This is a genomic window from Limnohabitans lacus (assembly GCF_030053395.1).
In the GTDB taxonomy this organism is placed as follows: Bacteria; Pseudomonadota; Gammaproteobacteria; order Burkholderiales; family Burkholderiaceae_C; genus Limnohabitans_A; species Limnohabitans_A lacus.
The window spans coordinates 1-17877 of record NZ_JASGBH010000009.1 but is presented as its reverse complement, the minus strand read 5'-3'; the positions used below and the strand labels follow the sequence as shown (position 1 = coordinate 17877).

Sequence of the window (17877 nt, the reverse complement as noted above, 5' to 3'; positions counted from 1 at the left end):
AGCCGGGGTTTATGTTTATGGTTCAGCTGCAAGCTGCCTTTGATACCACCGCTGCACTTCCACCAACATCAGGGTAGTTTGCGCAGCATCCCTGCTCAGCTGCTCGCAGCTCACCTCCCCCGCATATCCTGAGGAAGCAAGTAAAGGGTCGGAGCGGGCTGGAGCAGTTCTGGCGGGAGTTTCGGGAACGGCGGGCAGATTCCTGCCACCGGTTGCGGGGACGTTGCACACCCCGCCAGCGCGACTGTCAGGCTGGCGATCAGCCAGCAGCTTTGACCTTTTTGCGTATTCATTTGAGATTTCCTGCGAGATTTGAGTTTGTGACTGCCGCACATCGGCTACGTGCTGTTCTTGCCTGGCCTGGGCCAGAGCGATCTTTTGCTTTTCTGCATCCCAGGCCTTCTGGACACGGGATTCGCCCATCTGCATCCCACACAGCAGCGCCAAGAGCAGGAGGAGTGCATCCAGGATGTGCGACCAGTTGGCCAGCATGAAACGGTTGAGCCAGTTCATGGGGCACCTCCGTCCAAGACCAGCAGGTTGTGCTGCTTGATCAGTCCAATGATCTTGTCCGCATACGCTGGGTCTGTGGCATAGCCTGCCTGAGCCAGTGCCTTGGCGAACGCCTGGGCTGAAGTGCAGGTAAAGCAGGCCTTGTAGCGGGGGTTGCGCTTGAGGAATGCGGCGTGGTCATCGATGCTGGCTTGCCAGCTTGGATACTTGCGCCAAAGGGCTGGCACCACCACCCAATGCCCTTTGATGAACTCCTTGGTGTTCAGGGTCAAGGTCTGGCCGCGCCAGAGGCTGTCCGCTTTGATCCCAAAGAGGTTGTTGCCATTCCTAGCCAATCCAGACTCCCCCCAGGCGGACTCAAGGGCGGCCTGTGCGATCGTGATGCTGGCGGGAACACCCGTGGCTTTGGCTGACGCGATGGCGGCCGTGGTGAGCCGCATGATGAATTCACTGGGATTCACAGCATCTCCTTCACGTCCTTGGCCGTTTGCATGCCACCGGCCTTGGTGATGGTCTGGTAGTACGACAAGTCGGCCAGCAGCACATCACCCGCAGAAGAGAAGGTGTTGGCGTGTTGCGACACGAAGACTGGGCGGCCAAGCAGCATGCCGTAGGGCGAGACCTGAATGCCACCCGGGTTCATGCCCGTGGGCAGGTAGATCGGGTAGTTGCCCAATGTCAGGGTGAAGAGCGCGGGCAGCACATCGTTGTTGACGATCCACACGGCCTTGCCAAACGAACCCGGCGGCAGGCGCGAGATCATCTTGGCCAAGTTCTGCGCCAGCAGAGTCTGCGTGGTCTGGCCCGATTCCTTGGCTACCGTCACCGTGGTGGCGTTGGTCATGCAGCCCACTGGCAGACCCGTGCCCGAGCCGAACAGAATCGACTCGTTGGTCTTCCAGCGAATGGATGTGGCGATCTTGTCGGGCAGGTAGGTGGACAGCGCATTGGTGTCATCCAGCAGCTCGTCCGTCACCGGCACCAGCGCCATGAGCTTTTTGAGGCGCAGTGTCGACAGACCCAGGACAGGCTTGGTACCCACGGCCGATGCGGCTTCACCTTGCCAGTAGGCTCGGATGCCGTTGGTGCCCCAGGGCGTGGTCTCGTCCTTGGGGAAGGCCATGGTGTTGCCCGTGATCTCGACGTTGTCGGTCATGGGCAGCAGGGAGTCCTCGCCCAGCGAGAGCTGGAAGATCTCCTGCGCGAACTGCGGGGGCACAAGAAAGCCGCCATCCTGCGCCGAGCCTTCACTGCCAAACGAGGCCGGAGCCACAGCACTTCGGCCGGAGCCAATCAGCAAACGATCATCGATCGCGGCACCGGGATTTTGCGCCTGACGCACGGTCTTGAGGAAGTCACCCACGCTCTTGAAGCCATGCTTGGGGTCAGCTTCGAGGTTGTCGGTGACAGAAATCACCGTGGCCTTCTGGCCATGGGAAATGGTCGAATGCGCCGAGTGGGCTACGTTGGCTACATTGACCATATGCGCCTCTTCGGCGATCAGGGCAGCCTCACGGTCTATGGCAGCCGATGCCGCCTCGATCTTGGCCTTGAGGGCGTTGAAGGCGGCCAGCTCTTCATCGGTCATGTCGCGCTCCTCAGCGGCGGCGATATCGGTCAGGGCACGGGCGTCCTTGACCAGGGTGGCTTTGCGAGCTTGAAGCTCGCGCAATTGCTTACTCATTGGTATTGCTCCAGAAATGAAAAAACCGCCCAGGCAGCAAGCACAGGGCGGCGGTTTGAGGCGCGACCAACGGGTCGCAGGTGGTCGGCAGCCCTCAACGGAGGACTGCTGAATTGGGGAAACGGAATCTGTACGTGGTCAGATCAGCGCGAGGGCTGCACGTGCCTGGCCAAGCCGGGAAGCACCCGGTGGCTTTTGAGAGACGGCGGTCTTCTGCATCTTGGCCAGCACATCGTCGAAGGTGGCAATGCCGTCCACCATCTTGGCGGCAAGCGCCGCATTGGCACCCAGCACCCGACCCTCGCCCATGCCGTCACGCACATCGGCAACCGAGACTCCTCGGCCCTTGGCCACGGCTTTGATGAAGGCGTTGTAGTAATCATCGACGCGGGACTGCATAAAGGCCTGTGCCTCAGGATCCAGCGGCACATAAGGGTTGCCCTCGACCTTGAACTTGCCTGCTGAGATCAGGGTGGGTTTGACCCCTTCCTCTTCTAGCGCCTTCGAGTAATCAAAGTGGGCCTGCCAGACACCGATGGAGCCCACCTCGCCACCCGGGGTGACATAGAACTCACCGGCTGAGCAACCGATCCAATAGGCGGCCGAGGCAGCCAGGCTATTGGCCACGGCCACCACGGGCTTTTGGGCCCGGGCTTTGACAATCTCGTTGGCCAACTCGGCCACGCCGTAGACGCTGCCGCCGGGGCTATCGATGTCGATCAGGATTTGGCCCACAGTGTCATCATCCAGGACTTGGCGCAAAGCGCTTGTGAATTTCTGGGTGCTGGTACTACCCGGCCCCGAGATGTCATCGACCATGTTGCCGCGCTGCGTGACCACCCCATACAGGGGCAGGACCGCGATGCCAGCTCCGGCATTAGCTGCAGTGAACTGTTTGCGCGTGTCGCGCAGAACGCGGTCCGCATTCACCTGAAACAAGGTTTCGTCGCTTGGCGGCTCATCCAAGGACCAGCGAGTGAGCACGGCAGTCATGGCCTGCAGACGCTCGGGCATGAGTGCCCAGGGCGTGGTCAGAAATTCAGAGACAAGAAGGTGTTTGTTCATTTGGAGTTTCCAAGTTGGATCAGCGCCTTGAGCAGCACTGTTTCATCGGTAGAAGGTTGTGAGACAGCCCAGGCACGCACCTCGGGCTCTTGCAAGCCCAAGGCTTGGGCGATCAGGGCGATTTCCTGAGCGTCCAAGCTGCCCTTCTTGCTGATGCGCCGGGCCAGGCGCTGGGCATTAGCTTCAATGAGCTTGCGAAATCGCTGGCTCATCTCTTGATCCGGCTCTGCCGGGGTGTCTGCGTCTGTTGCGTCAGAGTCCTCGTCTTCTGGCTCTTGCTCCTCGGCGTCCTCTTCTTCGACCATGTTCAGAGGCCTGAGCGGTTGATCGAGCCCTTTGATCGGGTTGAGGTTCTCGGCGATGCGGGCCTCGTTGCGAGTGAGCCAGCCGTGGTGATCACCCACAGCAGCGAGTTGTCCCGCTTGCCGGTGCCAGTCTCCACCACGTCATAGACCGTTCGGGTCTTGTGGGCGTGCAACTCGTCAATACAACCGAAGTGGATGTTCAGGCCGTCCAGCGTCGAGCCCTCAGCTGAGAGCGCTTCGAACTTGGAGCCGGTTTGCAAGACATGCATGTTGTGCGCACCGACGTTCACCGCGAACCGGTTCCTAAATCCCGGACTCAGGCGCGCCATGGTCTGGGCATCGCCGAAGACGATGCGAGCCTGATCGCGGGTGGTGGCCAGAGAGTACACCTCAGCGCCACCCTCGCGGTCGGCCGCGAGCATGTACAGACCCACCGCCGATGACAAGGTGGACTTGGCATTGCCCCGAGGCACCTCGATGTACGACCGCCTGAAACGGCGCTTGCCGTCCGATTTGACCCATCCGAATACCGTGGACAAGATGAACACCTGCCATGGCTCCAGAACAATCATCCGGCTGGCCAGTGGTCCTTTCACGTGGGGCAGGCGCTCAATGAAAGCGCACAGGTTGTCGGCTGGCCTGTAAGGCCTGCCGTACCGGTCAAGCAGCTCCGGGTTGAACTGGTAGATGCTGCTCTTGCGTTTGAAGCGGATCAGGTCATCGAGCTGGCGTTTGCAGGCCTTTTGAACCCACTCGCAAGTCAGGATCTCTCCCGATACGACGCGCTGTGCATATTGTTTGGCGCTCGCGGCGTATGTGCTCATCGGTCCTACCCAACAATGTCCTCCCAGAGATCGAGCTCTTCGCCCGGTCGCTCGTTTGGAATGGAAATGCGCGAGCGAGACGCTGGAGTGAACCCCATCTCGATCGCAGCCTTGGTCATGATCTGGGCCTGCTTGTTGGCAATGGCCAGGTACGGCGACTGCATGGGCACACCGCTGTGAGGCGCCTTCACCAAGAGTCCCGTTTTGCCGATGCCCGTCTGGGCCTGTCGGTACAGGTCTGCCGCACAAGCCCAGATTTCCAGCACGGACATGTCCAGCTTGCGAATCAGGGTGGGTGGCGCACATTCAAGCGCGTAGCGCCAGGCGGCCTTGGCACCTTCAGGCATGTAGTCCGGAGGCTCGACCAGCAAGCCCTCTGGGATGGGCTCGTGGTAGTTGGTCCGGCATGGCTGCAAGGTCCCCTTGATCTGCTTGACTTGAGTCGGCAGTGGCTTGCGTCCGCCCATAAATCACCCGCTTGGTTTGATGTTCATTTGATGCACGGCCTTTGCTGCGCAGAGTCTTTGGAAAAGGGGATACCCCCCCTTGTTCAATTTGCACGCACAAAAATTTGCGCAAGCCCACGCATCTTGGGCGTCAGTCTGTAGAGATTCAGACCCCCTACCCCCTCAGGACGGGGCCTGGTTGCGCAGGGATGCCGTCTCTGAGGCGGTCTTGGCGTTGTGACAGGGCACGCACAGGCTCTGCAGGTTCGCTCGCTCAAAGCGCTCACCGCCTTGCTTGACCGGAACGATGTGATCGACCACCTTGGCTGGTTGCAACAAGCCCTTGGCCTGGCACCTGCAGCAAAGCGGGTTATCCCGTAGCACCGCTGCACGTGTGTTGCGCCACCTGGCCGATTGATAGAAGCCCAGCTCGGTATCGAACCCACGCCGCGCACGCCCGTACTCACGGTGCACTTGGGGCTGGTGATTGGTGCAGTAGCCGGGCACGTTCAGCACCTGCGCGCAACCAGGATATCTGCATGGAGTGGGCGCACTTCGCGGCATCTCAATCGGCTTTCAAGGAATAAGCGACAGCTCGAAAAATTGACTTGGCTTCATCTTGATTCAGAGCGTCAATCCATCACATTGGATTAACGAAAGGAATCACCCAATGAAACAAAACAAAGACCTGAACAAGCTGCTGGAGCAGATCGCCAAAGAGCACTTGTTCATCGAAACGCTGGAGACCCAGCACCGCGATCGCCTGGACTTTCACGACGTAGCAGTCTGGTCCATCAAGGGCGCACTGGAGGCTGCTTACGCCGCAGGGATCGAAGCAGCAAAAAACACATCAACAACATCGAAGGGTAAACAATGAAACTCACGGACACCCAACGCGCGCTGCTTGAAGCCGCTGCGCAGCATCCACAAAAGAAACTGACCAACTTCCCTGACACCCTCAAGGGTGGTGCACGCATCAAGGTGCTCACGGCCATGCGCAACGCACAGCTGATTGAGGCCAGCGCTTCAGAGCCCGAGGTGTACGTGGCCACAGCCACAGGGTTGCAAGAGATTGGCATCACCACTCAGCCACCACGCACAACACGCGAAGGCACCAAGCAAGCCGTGCTGATCGGGCTGCTCAGCCGCGCCGAGGGCGCCACGCTGCCGCAGATGACCGAGGCAACAGGCTGGCAGGTTCACACCGTGCGCGGTGCGATGGCAGGCGCACTCAAAAAGAAGCTGGGGCTAGAAATCACCTCAGAGAAGCAGACCGGCACAGACCGCGTCTACCGAATCACCACCACAACCGTTTGAGGACCTCATGAACCCCATCACTATCACCATCGAATCCAAGCCCACGACCATCAACTTCGATGGCCGCGAATTGCAGGTCCAAAAGCTCAGCATCCCGCTGCCCTTTGGCCGCAAGCCTACAGACATCTCCGACATTGCCGCTTGCGGCGTCGAGGCGGTCTACGTGACCGAGATCCGGGAGATGGATCCCGAAGAATTTGATGGCTTCAAATTGAACCTTGGCAAGTCTCGCGACTGGCTCAAAGGCAAGGGAGGCGATTACTGGGATGGCCGGTTGTGCGTGATGGTGCACGCACCTGGTCGCCCTTACTTGTTCATCGATCCATCCGGAGGAGACAGCGTTCGCTACCTCGCGCGTCTGGGCTGATCAGTCACAAAAAAGCAACTGATCAGAAAGATTGGATGAATCGCATTACTTCTCACGCAGGTAGAGCGTTCATACAGTCATCGCAACAAGGAGAACCAAATGGCAGCCATCAACACCACAACGCAAGTCGAAAACAACTACGACCGCTTCATCGCCGAATTGACCGCCCTCACCCGCAAATACGGAGTCGCCATCCAGTCGGTCGGGGGCGTGTACCTGGCTGACGAGCGCGGCGAGTTTGACCAGCTCACCTACAACGCCGACATCACGAGTGGCGACTTGTACCCGAATTTCTCGGGCAACTGAGATCAGGCACTAGCCACCGCAGGGGCACCCTGCCCCTGTGCAATAGCTGCACTGATGGCCAGCTCACCGAATTTCACGCCATCGTCCTCACGCACCGCTTGCTGGCCGGTGTAGTCCTCCCAGCGTTTGATGATCACGTCCACGAACTTGGGATCGAGCTCAATGAGTCGAGCCTGACGCCCAGTCTTTTCGCTGGCGATCAGGGTGGTGCCCGAACCTCCAAACAGGTCCAGAACGATGTCCCGGCTCTTCGAGGAATTCTTGATGGCCCGCTCGACCAGCTCGACCGGCTTCATGGTCGGGTGCAGGTCGTTGACCCGGGGCTTGTTGTAGTTCCAGATGTCTGACTGGTCCCGGTCGCCGCACCAGAAGTGGTCCGTGCCCTGTTTCCAGCCATACAGGATGGGCTCGTACTGGCGCTGGTAATCCGCGCGCCCAAGCGTGAAAGTGTTCTTGGCCCAGATGATGAACGTGGACCACTTACCCCCTGCCTTGATCCAGGCCTTTTGCAGGGTGTGCAGCTCCGACGAGCTCATGCACACGTAGCAGGCACCCTTGGTAACCAGGAGCAGGTTCAGACAGGAGTCGTAGAGGAACTGGAAGAACCCCTCACCCAGATCGTCGTTCATGATGCGCCGATCTTTGCCGCGCATCTTGTCCTTGGCGCTGTTGCCGTAGTCCACGTTGTAGGGTGGATCAGTGAAGGCCATGTCGGCCAGTTGGCCACCCATGAGGCGCTCCACATCCGACAGGATCGTTGAGTCGCCACAAAGGAGGCGGTGGTTGCCGAGAATCCACAAGTCCCCAGGTCTGGAAACAGGATCTACTGGTGCTTCTGGGATTGCATCATCCTCAGTCAAACCACCGCCTGACTCGTCGCCGTTGAGCAGCTCTTCGAGCTCCTTGTCGGTGAAACCCATCAGGTCCAGATCGAAGTCGGCTGCTTTGAGCTCGGCCAACTCGAGTTTCAAGAGCTCGTCATCCCAGCCAGCGTTTTCGGCTAACCGGTTGTCGGCCAGGATGTAGGCCTTCTTCTGCTCGGGCGTCAGGTGCCCCAGCTCAATGACCGGCACATCCTTGAGACCGAGCTTGCGCGCAGCCATCAAGCGACCGTGACCAGCAATCACGCCCTTAGCACCGTCCGTGAGGATCGGGTTGGTCCAGCCAAACTCGGTGATCGAGGCCGCGATCTGTGCCACTTGGGCATCGCTGTGGGTTCGGGCATTGCGTGCGTAGGGGACGAGCGCGTCCACTGGGACCATTCGGATCTCAGGATGATTCATAGGGGTGACCGGTAAAATCGACCGCAAAACGAGAATGTTCTGCAGTGCAAATCAAAGTAGTTCGCGGGGTTCTGGCCCGCAAAAGCCCGACTGAGGCCACAGCATCCGGAGCAGGCTTTACGCCGCTGATTGCTGGGACCTACGAAGTGGGATCAGAAATTCATAGCCGTCTGGAAGTTCTCCGCGAGGGAAAACCGACCGTGTACCTGCCGCTTGAAAAGCTGGCGGAGTACGAGGCCTCTGGAGAAATCGAAGTTCATCGATAGGAGTCGGACAACAGTCAGTAGACGTCGATGTCATCAACTGTCTTTGACTATTCCTCGACTGTTTCGGGGAAGTTTCGAGGTGTCATCGACTGTGTGTGACTGTCATCACTGTCTCTGCACTCGTTTGTCCACCGTAGATGAAAATGTAGCTGCAAATCGCCGAAATGTTGCAGCGTGTTTTGACCCCAAAAACCGCGCATTCACTACCGAGTTTGAATTGCGCCGCGTATGCACGCCAAAACACGCTAATTTCCCATCTGGTTGGAGCGCCTCACGGTTTGGCTGGCTCCCCCCTCTTGTTGAGCAGATCGGCCACCACCTGCATGTCCCGCTTCCAGCGTCTCCATGCCGTGGTGCGGTCACAGGCAAAGCGCTTGCTGATCTCCACCCAGTCAAAGCGCTTGGCCCGCATCCACACCAGATGCCGTTCATCGAGCTCAAGCATCTGCACCCAGCGCATGACTTCGAGCATTCGCTCCACATCTTGAGGGGACGGGGGCGGCAATCGGTACACCTTGTGCGGATCCGGGTAGGCATCGCTTGGAAGAATCACGATGGGCCAGGTGCTGGCGTAGCCCTGCACCATCACGCGCGGCAGGCGCCTGGCGGTTCGGGCCGCATCCACAAACCGGTCTGCCACCGACTCGACTGTCCAGACTTCAACCATGGCCACCTCCCTTGGGTTGACCCTGTCCATGGCCTTGACCATAGAGCCGCTCGCCAATGCTGCGAATGAGCTGGCGCTCCAGAAAGTCCAGGCGCTCGTCATCATGGGAGATGACCAGGATGTGCTGTTCGCGCCATCCCTGGCGCTTGGTCGCCTCGACATCCATGGGAGTGGCCTGCAGGCGCCCAAGGGGCGATGGGTAACGCGCTGGAGGGATCTTCATACCTGCCCTCCAAACGAAATATTCCGATGCGCCGCTGGAAAGTCAAAAGCGGACTTGTCCGGTTTTGACAATGTGACCGACGCTCTTGACGGTGGATAACACTCCACCTCTTTATGCGCGTCTACGCGCCCGCGTAAAGAACCAATGTAATGACCCGTCAGTAGCGTCGGAAAGCCGATTTCTGAAATCTTTTTCATTGAATTTTTCTCTCAATCATCGTTGTAGGGATAGGACCTGGAAGGCAAGGCAGTGGGCTGTTTGAGGTCGATGCCCTGGTAGCCACGCACACCCATGGTGTTGCGCCACTTGTCCAAACGTCTGGCCAGCAAGGCATCCGAAAACCGGCGCTGCGTGCCTGTGTATTCGCCACTGAGCTCTGACCACTGCTTCCAGTCGTTGAAAAGCGTGGCTGTCAGTGCCTTGAGGCTGGGCCCCAGGTTGCAGCGCTCGGCAATCCACCGGCCCATGGCGTCCTCGGCCTCGAAGTACTCTTCGGTTGCGGCCATCACAGACTGGGGCTGTTTGAGACCCTGGCTCTGCCAGAGCAGGCATCCCTGCACGGCCCAGGCCAGAATTCCATCCCGTTCAGCCAGGAGCTTCTCGGTGAGCAAGGGATCGCGCTTTTCCGGGGGGACCGTGATCGTGAAAGGGATCAGGTGCATGCGGCGGCGCATGGCCTCGTCGATGTTGCGGATCGCGGGCTTGTGGTTGCCAGCAATCAGGAGCTTGAACTGCGGCCTGTAGGTGAAGAAGTCCTGGTGCATCAGGCGGGCCGTGATGTCGTCACCACCCGTGATCGCCTTGATCTTGGATTCGTTCCAGCGCCTGCCCTGCTCGGTTTCTGTCGCCGAGACGAAACGGGCACCGCGCAGACCGGCCAGATCGGTGGGATGCCGGTCCGAGCGCGACTCCATGAAAGTGTCCATCGGCGCGTTGGCTGCATAGTCGCCCAGCACCGTGGAGATCACGTTCACGAACACTGACTTGCCGTTAGCCCCCGTGCCGTACAGAAAGAACAATGCGTGGGTGCTGATGTCGCCGGTCAGGCAGTAGCCCACCACACGCTGCAGGTAAACCTGTAGCTCCTCATCGCCTCCTGTCACGTTCACCAGAAAGTTACGCCAGACCGGACACTCGCCTTGCGGCGTGGCCGTGGTCACCTTGGTCATGCGCCGCCCACGGTCATGGGGCCCACGGGCGCCCGTGCGCAGATCAACGATGCCGCCCGGGGTGTTGAGCAGCCATGCATGGGCATCCCACTCCTCGACCGTGGCGCTGTGGCGCACATCCGAACGGGCAAGCCGCTCGATCGCGGAGACCGTTCCAGCGCTGGCGAGTCGTCCCTTGAGCTTGGAACCATCGGCGTGGATCGATGCCATCCGGCACATCAGGCGCGAGAGGTACATCACGTACAGGGACTTGTCGACGTTCCAGCGAACACCGTTCCACACGAGCCACTTGCCCCAGGGCGCGCAGTAGCGCCAGTCCTCGGCGAACTGATGAGAAAAGGCCATGTCCAGCCCATCCTCGTTGGTGTAGTCGATGCCATCGACCAGCTGCAAGGGGGCAAGGACATCGGTCTGCTGCACCACCGGGACACGTTCGCCCACGGCCAGAAACCCAGCGATGTCAAAGCCATCGAGCACCGCATCGGCCGCATCCCAGCCTTCGGGCTTTTCTGCCGGAGGCTGCAGGATCACGCACGACCGGGCCCCTGCCTGCAAGATGGCCTGCGATGCCTGGTCGGCGTAGTGCCAGCCGGGCTTGTCCCGATCTGGCCAGATGAGGACGTGCTTGCCCGACAGAGGAGACCAGTCCGTCTTGGCTACCGGGGCATTGGCACCATGCATGGCCGTGGTGGCACACACACCCAGGTCGATCAGGGCCTGCGCGCACTTCTCGCCTTCGACCATCACAACCTGCTCGGCCTTGAGCATGCCCGGCTGGTTGTACAGCGGACGAGGCTCGGGCGGGGTCATCTTTCGGCGACGCACATCCCAGGGTCTGAACTCCTTGCGGCCGGGCTCGGGGTCGTAGCGGTACACGACGGCAATCAGTTTGCCGCTTGCGTCCTGGTAGTCCCACTTGGCCGTTGCGGGGCCGAGCTCATCCACGGCTGGTGGCTTGGCCTTGCTTTCAGCGACGGCGCTGGCTGGCATGGCCGAAACACGACCGAGCCAGCTTCTGGCCCGTTCGAGCACCTGCGGGAACTGGGCCTGCACATCGAGGTTGTAGTAACGGGCGATGAGGTCCAGGATGTCTCCGCCCTCGTCCGTGGCACGGTCTGTCCACAGGCCCGCCTTGGGTCCAGACAGTAGTAGCTCCAGGCTGTCGCCCGGGCCACCCATCACGTCCCCCACCAGGTATTTGTTCTGGCGACGCTTGCCTGAGGGCCAGATGTCCAGAGCCAGCAGGGGCAACTGGTCGTTCAGGGCCGCGCGGATTTCATCTTTTTCTCGGGCAGCAGTTGCACCGTCCTCTGGCGCCTTGCGCGCTTTGCCACCAGGCGCATCGTTGAAATCAAGCATGCGCACCCCCTACTGGAGCTTTTGCCTGATTCGCCGCTAGCGCCGCCTGCTCGGCGGCGTACCGGACCTGCCACTTGTGCAGCTCCCGCAGGCGATAACGCACCAGGCGACTGATGGAGTAATACGGGATCCCGAGGGCTGCCCGCTTGCGGGCGTCGAGGAAGTAATACAGCGGCAAATTCAGTGCTGTTGATGCCTGCTCGGCTGTCACGAATGGCTCATCCGTGGTGTCACCGGCTGCAGATGGCGACTGCAATGCTGCGGAAATCGTTGAATTGGTGTTGTTCATGAAAACAGTCGTCCCTGCAGGTGGTTTGAGCCACCCGCATTGGTTGAAGAAATAGGATCCGGGAGGTGTCCCGGTAGATCAGGACACTCAGCCCGTGGGCGATGTGTCCAGTTGCATGCGAACGGGCGGGTACTTGCTGCGTTCGTGCTCTTGCACCATGGTCTCGACATAGGTCGTGACCACGGCATTGATCAGCCGCAGGGCCTCTTGCTGGGTGTAGCTCGACAGCGGTCGGTCCATGCCGATCTCGCTGGCTGCCTCGCCCAGCGGCTTGAGGCACTGCTGCATGGCGGCCAGCTCGGCTTGCGATGGATCAATCACGCCAGCTCCTGTTGGCAAGACGCCCTCGCGCTCGAGGCAGCGCACACCGGCTGCGTAAAGCCGGTGGAAACAGGCCTGACAGCGCAACGAGCAGAAGATCCAGTCGATGGGATACCGCTTGGGGTGCCCCACCTTGAAGCGAAGATCCACATGGCCGAAGCCTTTGGCTTGACGGGAACATACCCAGCATTTCATGCACAGCCGCCATCACTGCGCCCAAGCAGGCCGAGACTGCGCGTTGCTGGGACGGGGGGGGTAGCTGGCCCCAGGCTGGGGGGCTGGAGCCGCTGATGCGGGAACTGCCGCTGCCGGGGCCCCACCGGAGCCGTGGCCCCCACCAGAGCCCCCGCCCATGCCCCCCTCGCGTTGCAGCTTGGTCTGCATCAGCTCTGCATATTCCTTGTGATCGGGCTCAATCACCAATCGGATGATGTTGCGGTACTCGCCCTGCCCGTCCTTTTCAATGCCGATACGGGCTGCGAATTCAGCCCCATCGAGGTCACCAAAGCTGCGGATCTGACGGGCACGCTGCGCCTCGGGGGATGCGTCATCGGGGTGAATGTTGCGCGAACTGTTGAGCACCGCCTTGATGAAACTGCGCCCCATCTGCGCCCAGGTCGGGCCCTTGTTGGAGTGCAGGCCAACATTGCTCCAGATCTTTCGCTTGGCAAACGGGCCTGTGAGCAGCACGAATTCACAAGAGAGGAACACCGCGCCGGTTTCATCCGATGCTGTGGCGTAGCCGCCCGTCCAGCCCCTGCTGGCATCGTCATAGCCACCGGGTTTGATGGCCATGCGCACCAAGGCCTGGGTGCCTTTAGGGATCAGGTTGAACTCGCCTTGCTGGGCATCGGCGTCATTGAAGTCACACCAGGTGCCCGGTGCGCCGTGGGTCGAAGATTGGCCATAGGTCGCGGCCTGGTTATAGCTGTCGTGGTTCATTGAAGTTTTCCTGTTGATTGCGGGTTGTGTTCGAGTTGGTTCGGGCTGCCAGCGGCTCAAAGCTGGACATCGCCGACCCAGCGGATCTGGAAGGTGGGTTCGGTGATCAGCTCCTTGCGGGCTGGCTGGAAGGCCGCGCGCAGCAGCGGGTGCCAGCGGGCATAGTCCTGCTCGGCCACCGAGAACTGGACCTGCATGAAGTCCTGCACCCGGTCACCGGCAACGACCATCCGTTCGGCGATCTGGGACAGGTGCTGCTGGTCCCAGACGATTTCTTTGGGTTGCGAGACATCGATCTGCAGGTCACCGTCATCGATGCGGAACCTGGCCGCTTCCTCCTGGCCAAGACTTGCGGCATGGCGGATCTGGTCGGCGTAACGAATTTCCATGGCCCGGTTGATCCGGCCACGCATCTGCAGCGTCCAGTCATGGAGCTGCTGCACCGCGTTGCTGAAATGGGCCAGCTGGTCTTTGGGCAGACGGCTGATCTGGCTCTCGGAGAGGTCGGGCAGCGCCGCCTGTTGAAGTTGAAGGTGGTTCATGGGGCTATTCCTCAGGCGGGGGCACGTTGCGATGTGGAGACGTGCTGGACGAAGTTCTCGAAGGCGATCACGGCATTGAGGGGATAGTTCACCCGCTTGCCGAGCTTCAGGTAGTGCGGCCCGCGCCCTTCCATTCGCCAACGTTGGAGGGTCTTGGGGCTCATCCCCCAGCGCACGGCCAGATCGACCTCGCTGAGGACTTGACGAGGGGGATTGGCAGGCTCGGGGATCGCGGCACCGAGACGATTCGGCACCAAGGGCGCTGGTGTTGCTAGCAGCATGGTCACTCCTTTCGAAGAGTTGGGGGACAACGCTGCTATTTCAGAAAATCAATGGGGAACTGATAAGGAACTGATCAAGGAACTTTGGCGATATCTCCAGTTCCTTAATCCCGACCTGATGCTCGATGAGCAGGACGCGTTGGATCGGCCACCTCCCAATAGCAGAGTAAATTTCATAGCCAAATCCAAATAAACATGCATATATGCGTTGCTAAAATTGATAGAACGCCATAAAATTCGCCTTAAATGAAATCCTTATCTCCTGCACCGCTGCCTGTCACGCGCAGCCTGACCCGTCTGGGCCAGGCGATTTCGCTTGCGCGTCGGCGCAGGCACCTGACACAGGAAGATCTGGCAGAACGCATTGGCGCATCCGCCCACACCGTGCGGCGAATGGAGGCTGGCCACCCTGGCACCGCACTGGTTCATTTCGCCCGGGCCTTGCAGGTGTTTGGCGAGCTCGACAAACTCGATCAACTGCTAGACACCCCCCAGGACACCATTGGTCTGACCTTGATGGATGAAAAGTTGCCCCAGCGCGTTCGCAAGTCCCGTAAGTCGCCAGAGTCAGGAGCGTTTTGATGGCCACAAAACCTGCTTTCAAACAGGCGAGCCAGCGCACCCAGCTGGACGTCTTTCTTGGCAAAGCGGAAAAACCGCTGGGACGGCTCATCTTCGTCAAGGACGGCCAACGGGAGTTCTCTCAATTCGCCTACAGCGACGGTTGGCTGGCAGATGCCCAGTTCTTCGATGTCTCTCCCGATCTCAACCGCCAAAGCGGCTACTGGCAATCAGGTCCCAGAACTGTGCGCGGGCTAGCGGATCTACGCCGGTGGTTGGCTCGTCAAGAATCAGCAGATCCGGATCGTGGATGAGCGCACAGCACAGCCCAAGCTTTTGCTTCATGCCGCCGGACAACTTGCCGACCGGTCGGTTCAAAAATGGGTAGAGGCCAGTGCTGCGGGTGAGTTCATCGATGCGACGACGGCGCTCAGCGGCTTCGTGGCCGAACAGGCGGGCGAAGAATTGCAGATTTTCTTCGACCGACAAGGTGGGGTAGAGGTTCTTGCCTAATCCTTGGGGCATGTAGGCGATGTTCGGGCACACCTTTTGGCGATGCTGACGCTTTGCCATATCGCCACCCAGCACTTCGATACGACCCCGCTGAATCTCACGCGCACCGGCGATCAAGGCCAGCAGGCTGGATTTGCCCACGCCATCTGGACCGATCACGCCGACCATGCAAGCAGCGGGTAGGTCCAGCGTCACCTCTTCGAGTGCGATTGCCTTCTTGTAGTGCAGGCTCACCCCTGACAGCCGAGCGACCGGGGTCAACACTTGCGCCTGTGTCACTGCCCGACCTTCACGGCCATCTGTGCTGGCCACGGTGCATTGGCATCAAGCTTGAGCCAAGCAACGCCCGGCAAGCCCGTCTTGACCTGCTCCAGATGACGCAAAAGCAAGTCGCGGTCGATCTGAGCCCGCACGCGGAACATCAGCTTCTGCCGTTCACTCGCCGTCTCCACCGACTTCGGTGTGAACTGTGCGGAACTAGCCACGAATGAAACCTTGGCAGGAATCACATACTGCGGGGCGGCATCGAGCAGGATGCGCACCTCGCTGCCGAGCGCCACCCGGCCAGCCACGGTTTCGGGCAAAAAGAACGTCATGTAGACGTCAGACAGGTCGATCAGGTTGAGCACGCGCCCGCCTGGACCCACGACCTCCCCGGGGTGCGCAACCAGATACTGCACACGTCCGTCGCGCGGTGCCTTAAGAGCGCTGTCGGCCAGCTCTACATCGATTCGATCCAACGTGGCATCCAGCGCCCTGACATTAGCCTTTGAGCCGGACACCTGGGTGCGCGCAGCAGCAATACCAGCTTGGGCAGCTGAGGCTTGAGCGCGGGCAGCCGCCACGGCGGCTTGCAGGCTGCGCACGCGAGCGCGGTCTTCATCAAGCGTCTGGCCAGAGAAGAACCCATCCTTGGCCAGCTTCTCCGAGCGTGGTAAGCGACGTTGCGCGGCGTCAAGGTCACTTTCCCGTTGCGCCACTAAGGCCAATGCGGCTTGGTAGTCGCTCTGACGCAGGGCCACCTGCGCCTCGGCGCCGCTGACGGCTTCGTGGGCCTGCTGCAGCCGTGCCTGCGCTTCCGCGCGTTGCGCCTGCAGGCTCTCGATTTCCATGTGCGCCAACTGCTGGCCTGCCTTGACGAACTGGCCTTCACTGACCAAGATATCTTTAACTCTCCCGGCAAGCTTGGTAGCAACAGCGATTTCGGTTGCCTCAATGCGTCCATTGCCGCTGACGAAACCGTCTCCAAGGCCTTTGTCGCGCCATGGTCCCCACACCAGGACCGCAGTGGCAAGAGCCATCAGCGACACGGCGGCCAAGGCGATTTTTAGTTTTTTTGTCATTTTTCACCTTCATTGAGTCCGGAACCCGTCCATTGGATTTATGAAATCTACCCCAACCTTCACAAGCTGGTGCACTCCCTCACTCAAGGCGGGCGACGTTCCACAGCCACGCCCTAGGCCGCAGGAGCTGTCAACTCGACAGCATTATTCAGTTGAGTTCATAAGCACTTTCATACCAAGCAGATTAGACACCCTGTAGCCACTACAATGTCAAGCAGCTAATGTGACATCTCGAACCAAACTGCTGACGCTTCATTTGCAAGTATGACTATTGAAGAGCTGACCAAAATCCCCCATAGTCAGGTCGAAACGATCCGGCAATGCGACTGCGAAGCATGACTGGCAAAAACGGCTCGCACAGAATTCGACCGATTACGCACATGAAATGTGCAACTCATTGAAGTAGCCGCGCCTCACGGAAAAATTGCATCGTCGCCTTTTAAATACCGCCGTAATCCTTGAAATAACGATTCAAATGAATCCTTCAAAAGCTAAGGTGAAATAAGCCATGACCAGCCAATGTGGCATCTTGAGTGAGTTGTCTACTGCATCGCGCCAGGATCACGAGTCAACCACCCGCTTGGGCCATGTTCATGGGGCACACAGTCGCAGCGGAAATCATTGAGATCAATCAGCTCCAGCTATTCAAGTCTGTTGATTTTTTTTAAGAGGATAGGGTAATGTAAAGAAGGTGGCCAAGAAGGTCCGTCTTGGCCTTTACGTCATTTCAGAACAAATAGCGCCGTTGCCAGCTTGCCCGCAAGACTCACCTGTGCGACAACCTTCGTGCCGGGCGTAACCTTGAAACTGCCCTGGGCTTCCAACTTGTCACTCGACGACTTCAGTTCAACCTCGTGCTTATAACTGCCTGACAGCAAAGTGACTTTGGCAGTTGCCTTGCTGACATCAAATGGATTCCCGTGATCGCGTAAATACAGCTGCAACACATCTGGTTTGGCCACGAGCTCGTAATCCACATTTTTGATTTCCGTGACTAAACCTCCATGTAAAGTCTTGTCTTCATGACCATGGTCATGTTGGTCTGCTGCGAATACGATGCTCGATGCCATTAACATTTAAGCGAAGGTGGTCGAAGTTAATTTCATGAGTTTTCCTCTCAAAAGTACAGGTTGAGAATCAGGCCAAAGGACTGGATCATGAATTCTGCCCCTGATGGCCACCCAAATTCCCCCACTTATGGCCACCTCAAACTCCCCCACCTGAATTGATCGGGGACAGGGTCTCAACGCCGACACCGTCGGCACCTGTGGGCAGGACGCATGTTCCGGCT

General features: G+C 59.4%; 25 protein-coding genes and 1 pseudogene. 6 read left to right on the top strand and 20 right to left on the bottom strand.

Annotation, left to right across the window (positions count from 1 at the left end):
* Positions 1 to 15: 15 nt before the first annotated feature.
* From QLQ16_RS12135 to QLQ16_RS12100, 8 genes are all read right to left on the bottom strand, one after another.
* Entirely contained in the window at positions 16 to 513 is a 498-nt protein-coding gene (locus tag QLQ16_RS12135; RefSeq protein ID WP_283224940.1) for a hypothetical protein, read from the bottom strand.
* Complete coding sequence (locus QLQ16_RS12130) at positions 510 to 974, bottom strand: glycoside hydrolase family 73 protein (protein WP_283224939.1); 465 nt, start codon at positions 972 to 974, stop codon at positions 510 to 512. The genes QLQ16_RS12135 and QLQ16_RS12130 overlap by 4 nt, the downstream gene beginning before the upstream one ends.
* The gene (locus QLQ16_RS12125; protein WP_283224938.1) at positions 971 to 2197 is read right to left on the bottom strand and encodes a phage major capsid protein; all 1227 of its coding nucleotides are present in this window, start codon (positions 2195 to 2197) and stop codon (positions 971 to 973) included. The genes QLQ16_RS12130 and QLQ16_RS12125 overlap by 4 nt, the downstream gene beginning before the upstream one ends.
* 138 nt (positions 2198 to 2335) lie before the next feature.
* Positions 2336 to 3262, bottom strand: coding sequence for a signal peptide peptidase SppA (gene sppA, locus QLQ16_RS12120; protein WP_283224937.1), 927 nt, complete (start codon positions 3260 to 3262; stop codon positions 2336 to 2338).
* A complete protein-coding gene (locus tag QLQ16_RS12115; protein WP_283224936.1) occupies positions 3259 to 3567 on the bottom strand; it encodes a hypothetical protein in 309 nt (102 codons plus the stop codon). Before QLQ16_RS12115 ends, sppA begins: the two co-directional genes overlap by 4 nt.
* A gap of 2 nt (positions 3568 to 3569) precedes the next feature.
* Positions 3570 to 4391 carry a terminase large subunit domain-containing protein gene (locus QLQ16_RS12110; RefSeq protein WP_283224935.1) on the bottom strand — a complete coding sequence of 274 codons (822 nt, stop codon included), beginning with the start codon at positions 4389 to 4391 and terminating at the stop codon, positions 3570 to 3572.
* Between the two features lie 5 nt (positions 4392 to 4396).
* Complete coding sequence (locus tag QLQ16_RS12105; protein WP_283224934.1) at positions 4397 to 4807, bottom strand: phage terminase small subunit P27 family; 411 nt, start codon at positions 4805 to 4807, stop codon at positions 4397 to 4399.
* 213 nt (positions 4808 to 5020) lie between these two features.
* On the bottom strand, positions 5021 to 5401 hold the full coding sequence (locus QLQ16_RS12100; protein ID WP_283224933.1) for an HNH endonuclease: 381 nt from the start codon (positions 5399 to 5401) through the stop codon (positions 5021 to 5023).
* A gap of 106 nt (positions 5402 to 5507) precedes the next feature.
* Here QLQ16_RS12100 and QLQ16_RS12095 point away from each other — a divergent pair, with 106 nt between their 5' ends.
* The 4 genes from QLQ16_RS12095 (at position 5508) to QLQ16_RS12080 (ending at position 6827) form a co-directional block, all read left to right on the top strand.
* Positions 5508 to 5714 (top strand): DUF6900 domain-containing protein, encoded by a 207-nt coding sequence (locus QLQ16_RS12095; RefSeq protein WP_283224932.1) that lies wholly within the window; start codon positions 5508 to 5510, stop codon positions 5712 to 5714.
* On the top strand, positions 5711 to 6154 hold the full coding sequence (locus tag QLQ16_RS12090) for a DUF3489 domain-containing protein (RefSeq protein WP_283224931.1): 444 nt from the start codon (positions 5711 to 5713) through the stop codon (positions 6152 to 6154). Before QLQ16_RS12095 ends, QLQ16_RS12090 begins: the two co-directional genes overlap by 4 nt.
* A 7-nt stretch (positions 6155 to 6161) precedes the next feature.
* Positions 6162 to 6521, top strand: coding sequence for a hypothetical protein (locus QLQ16_RS12085; RefSeq protein ID WP_283224930.1), 360 nt, complete (start codon positions 6162 to 6164; stop codon positions 6519 to 6521).
* Positions 6522 to 6620: 99 nt separating this feature from the next.
* The gene (locus QLQ16_RS12080; protein WP_283224929.1) at positions 6621 to 6827 is read left to right on the top strand and encodes a hypothetical protein; all 207 of its coding nucleotides are present in this window, start codon (positions 6621 to 6623) and stop codon (positions 6825 to 6827) included.
* A gap of 2 nt (positions 6828 to 6829) precedes the next feature.
* On the opposite strand, the gene QLQ16_RS12075 is transcribed toward QLQ16_RS12080, so the two are convergent.
* Positions 6830 to 8110, bottom strand: a complete 1281-nt coding sequence (locus QLQ16_RS12075; RefSeq protein WP_488801404.1) for a site-specific DNA-methyltransferase — start codon at positions 8108 to 8110, stop codon at positions 6830 to 6832.
* 44 nt (positions 8111 to 8154) lie between these two features.
* On the opposite strand from QLQ16_RS12075, the gene QLQ16_RS12070 reads away from it, so the two are divergent.
* A complete protein-coding gene (locus tag QLQ16_RS12070) occupies positions 8155 to 8376 on the top strand; it encodes a hypothetical protein (protein ID WP_283224927.1) in 222 nt (73 codons plus the stop codon).
* A gap of 271 nt (positions 8377 to 8647) precedes the next feature.
* Here QLQ16_RS12070 and QLQ16_RS12065 read toward each other — a convergent pair whose 3' ends face one another.
* The 8 genes from QLQ16_RS12065 to QLQ16_RS12030 form a co-directional block, all read right to left on the bottom strand.
* Complete coding sequence (locus QLQ16_RS12065; RefSeq protein ID WP_283224926.1) at positions 8648 to 9043, bottom strand: DUF6362 family protein; 396 nt, start codon at positions 9041 to 9043, stop codon at positions 8648 to 8650.
* The gene (locus QLQ16_RS12060; protein WP_283224925.1) at positions 9036 to 9266 is read right to left on the bottom strand and encodes a hypothetical protein; all 231 of its coding nucleotides are present in this window, start codon (positions 9264 to 9266) and stop codon (positions 9036 to 9038) included. Before QLQ16_RS12060 ends, QLQ16_RS12065 begins: the two co-directional genes overlap by 8 nt.
* A 209-nt stretch (positions 9267 to 9475) precedes the next feature.
* Entirely contained in the window at positions 9476 to 11794 is a 2319-nt protein-coding gene (locus QLQ16_RS12055; protein WP_283224924.1) for a phage/plasmid primase, P4 family, read from the bottom strand.
* A complete protein-coding gene (locus QLQ16_RS12050) occupies positions 11787 to 12083 on the bottom strand; it encodes a DNA-binding protein (protein WP_283224923.1) in 297 nt (98 codons plus the stop codon). The genes QLQ16_RS12055 and QLQ16_RS12050 overlap by 8 nt, the downstream gene beginning before the upstream one ends.
* An 87-nt stretch (positions 12084 to 12170) precedes the next feature.
* A complete protein-coding gene (locus QLQ16_RS12045; RefSeq protein WP_283224922.1) occupies positions 12171 to 12599 on the bottom strand; it encodes a DUF6511 domain-containing protein in 429 nt (142 codons plus the stop codon).
* A 12-nt stretch (positions 12600 to 12611) separates the two neighbouring features.
* Positions 12612 to 13346, bottom strand: coding sequence for a hypothetical protein (locus QLQ16_RS12040; protein ID WP_283224921.1), 735 nt, complete (start codon positions 13344 to 13346; stop codon positions 12612 to 12614).
* 56 nt (positions 13347 to 13402) lie between these two features.
* Complete coding sequence (locus QLQ16_RS12035; RefSeq protein WP_283224920.1) at positions 13403 to 13888, bottom strand: hypothetical protein; 486 nt, start codon at positions 13886 to 13888, stop codon at positions 13403 to 13405.
* 11 nt (positions 13889 to 13899) lie between these two features.
* Positions 13900 to 14169, bottom strand: a complete 270-nt coding sequence (locus QLQ16_RS12030; RefSeq protein ID WP_283224919.1) for a helix-turn-helix transcriptional regulator — start codon at positions 14167 to 14169, stop codon at positions 13900 to 13902.
* Positions 14170 to 14415: 246 nt separating this feature from the next.
* Between QLQ16_RS12030 and QLQ16_RS12025 the strand changes: the two genes are divergently transcribed.
* On the top strand, positions 14416 to 14751 hold the full coding sequence (locus QLQ16_RS12025; protein ID WP_283224918.1) for a helix-turn-helix domain-containing protein: 336 nt from the start codon (positions 14416 to 14418) through the stop codon (positions 14749 to 14751).
* A 195-nt stretch (positions 14752 to 14946) separates the two neighbouring features.
* Here the strand turns inward: QLQ16_RS12025 and QLQ16_RS12020 are convergent.
* The 3 genes and pseudogenes from QLQ16_RS12020 to QLQ16_RS12010 form a co-directional block, all read right to left on the bottom strand.
* A pseudogene (locus QLQ16_RS12020) lies at positions 14947 to 15507 on the bottom strand (ATP-binding cassette domain-containing protein); the annotation flags it as partial.
* An 11-nt stretch (positions 15508 to 15518) separates the two neighbouring features.
* On the bottom strand, positions 15519 to 16586 hold the full coding sequence (locus QLQ16_RS12015) for an HlyD family secretion protein (RefSeq protein ID WP_283224917.1): 1068 nt from the start codon (positions 16584 to 16586) through the stop codon (positions 15519 to 15521).
* Positions 16587 to 17308: 722 nt separating this feature from the next.
* Entirely contained in the window at positions 17309 to 17656 is a 348-nt protein-coding gene (locus QLQ16_RS12010) for a hypothetical protein (protein WP_283224916.1), read from the bottom strand.
* Positions 17657 to 17877: the final 221 nt, after the last annotated feature.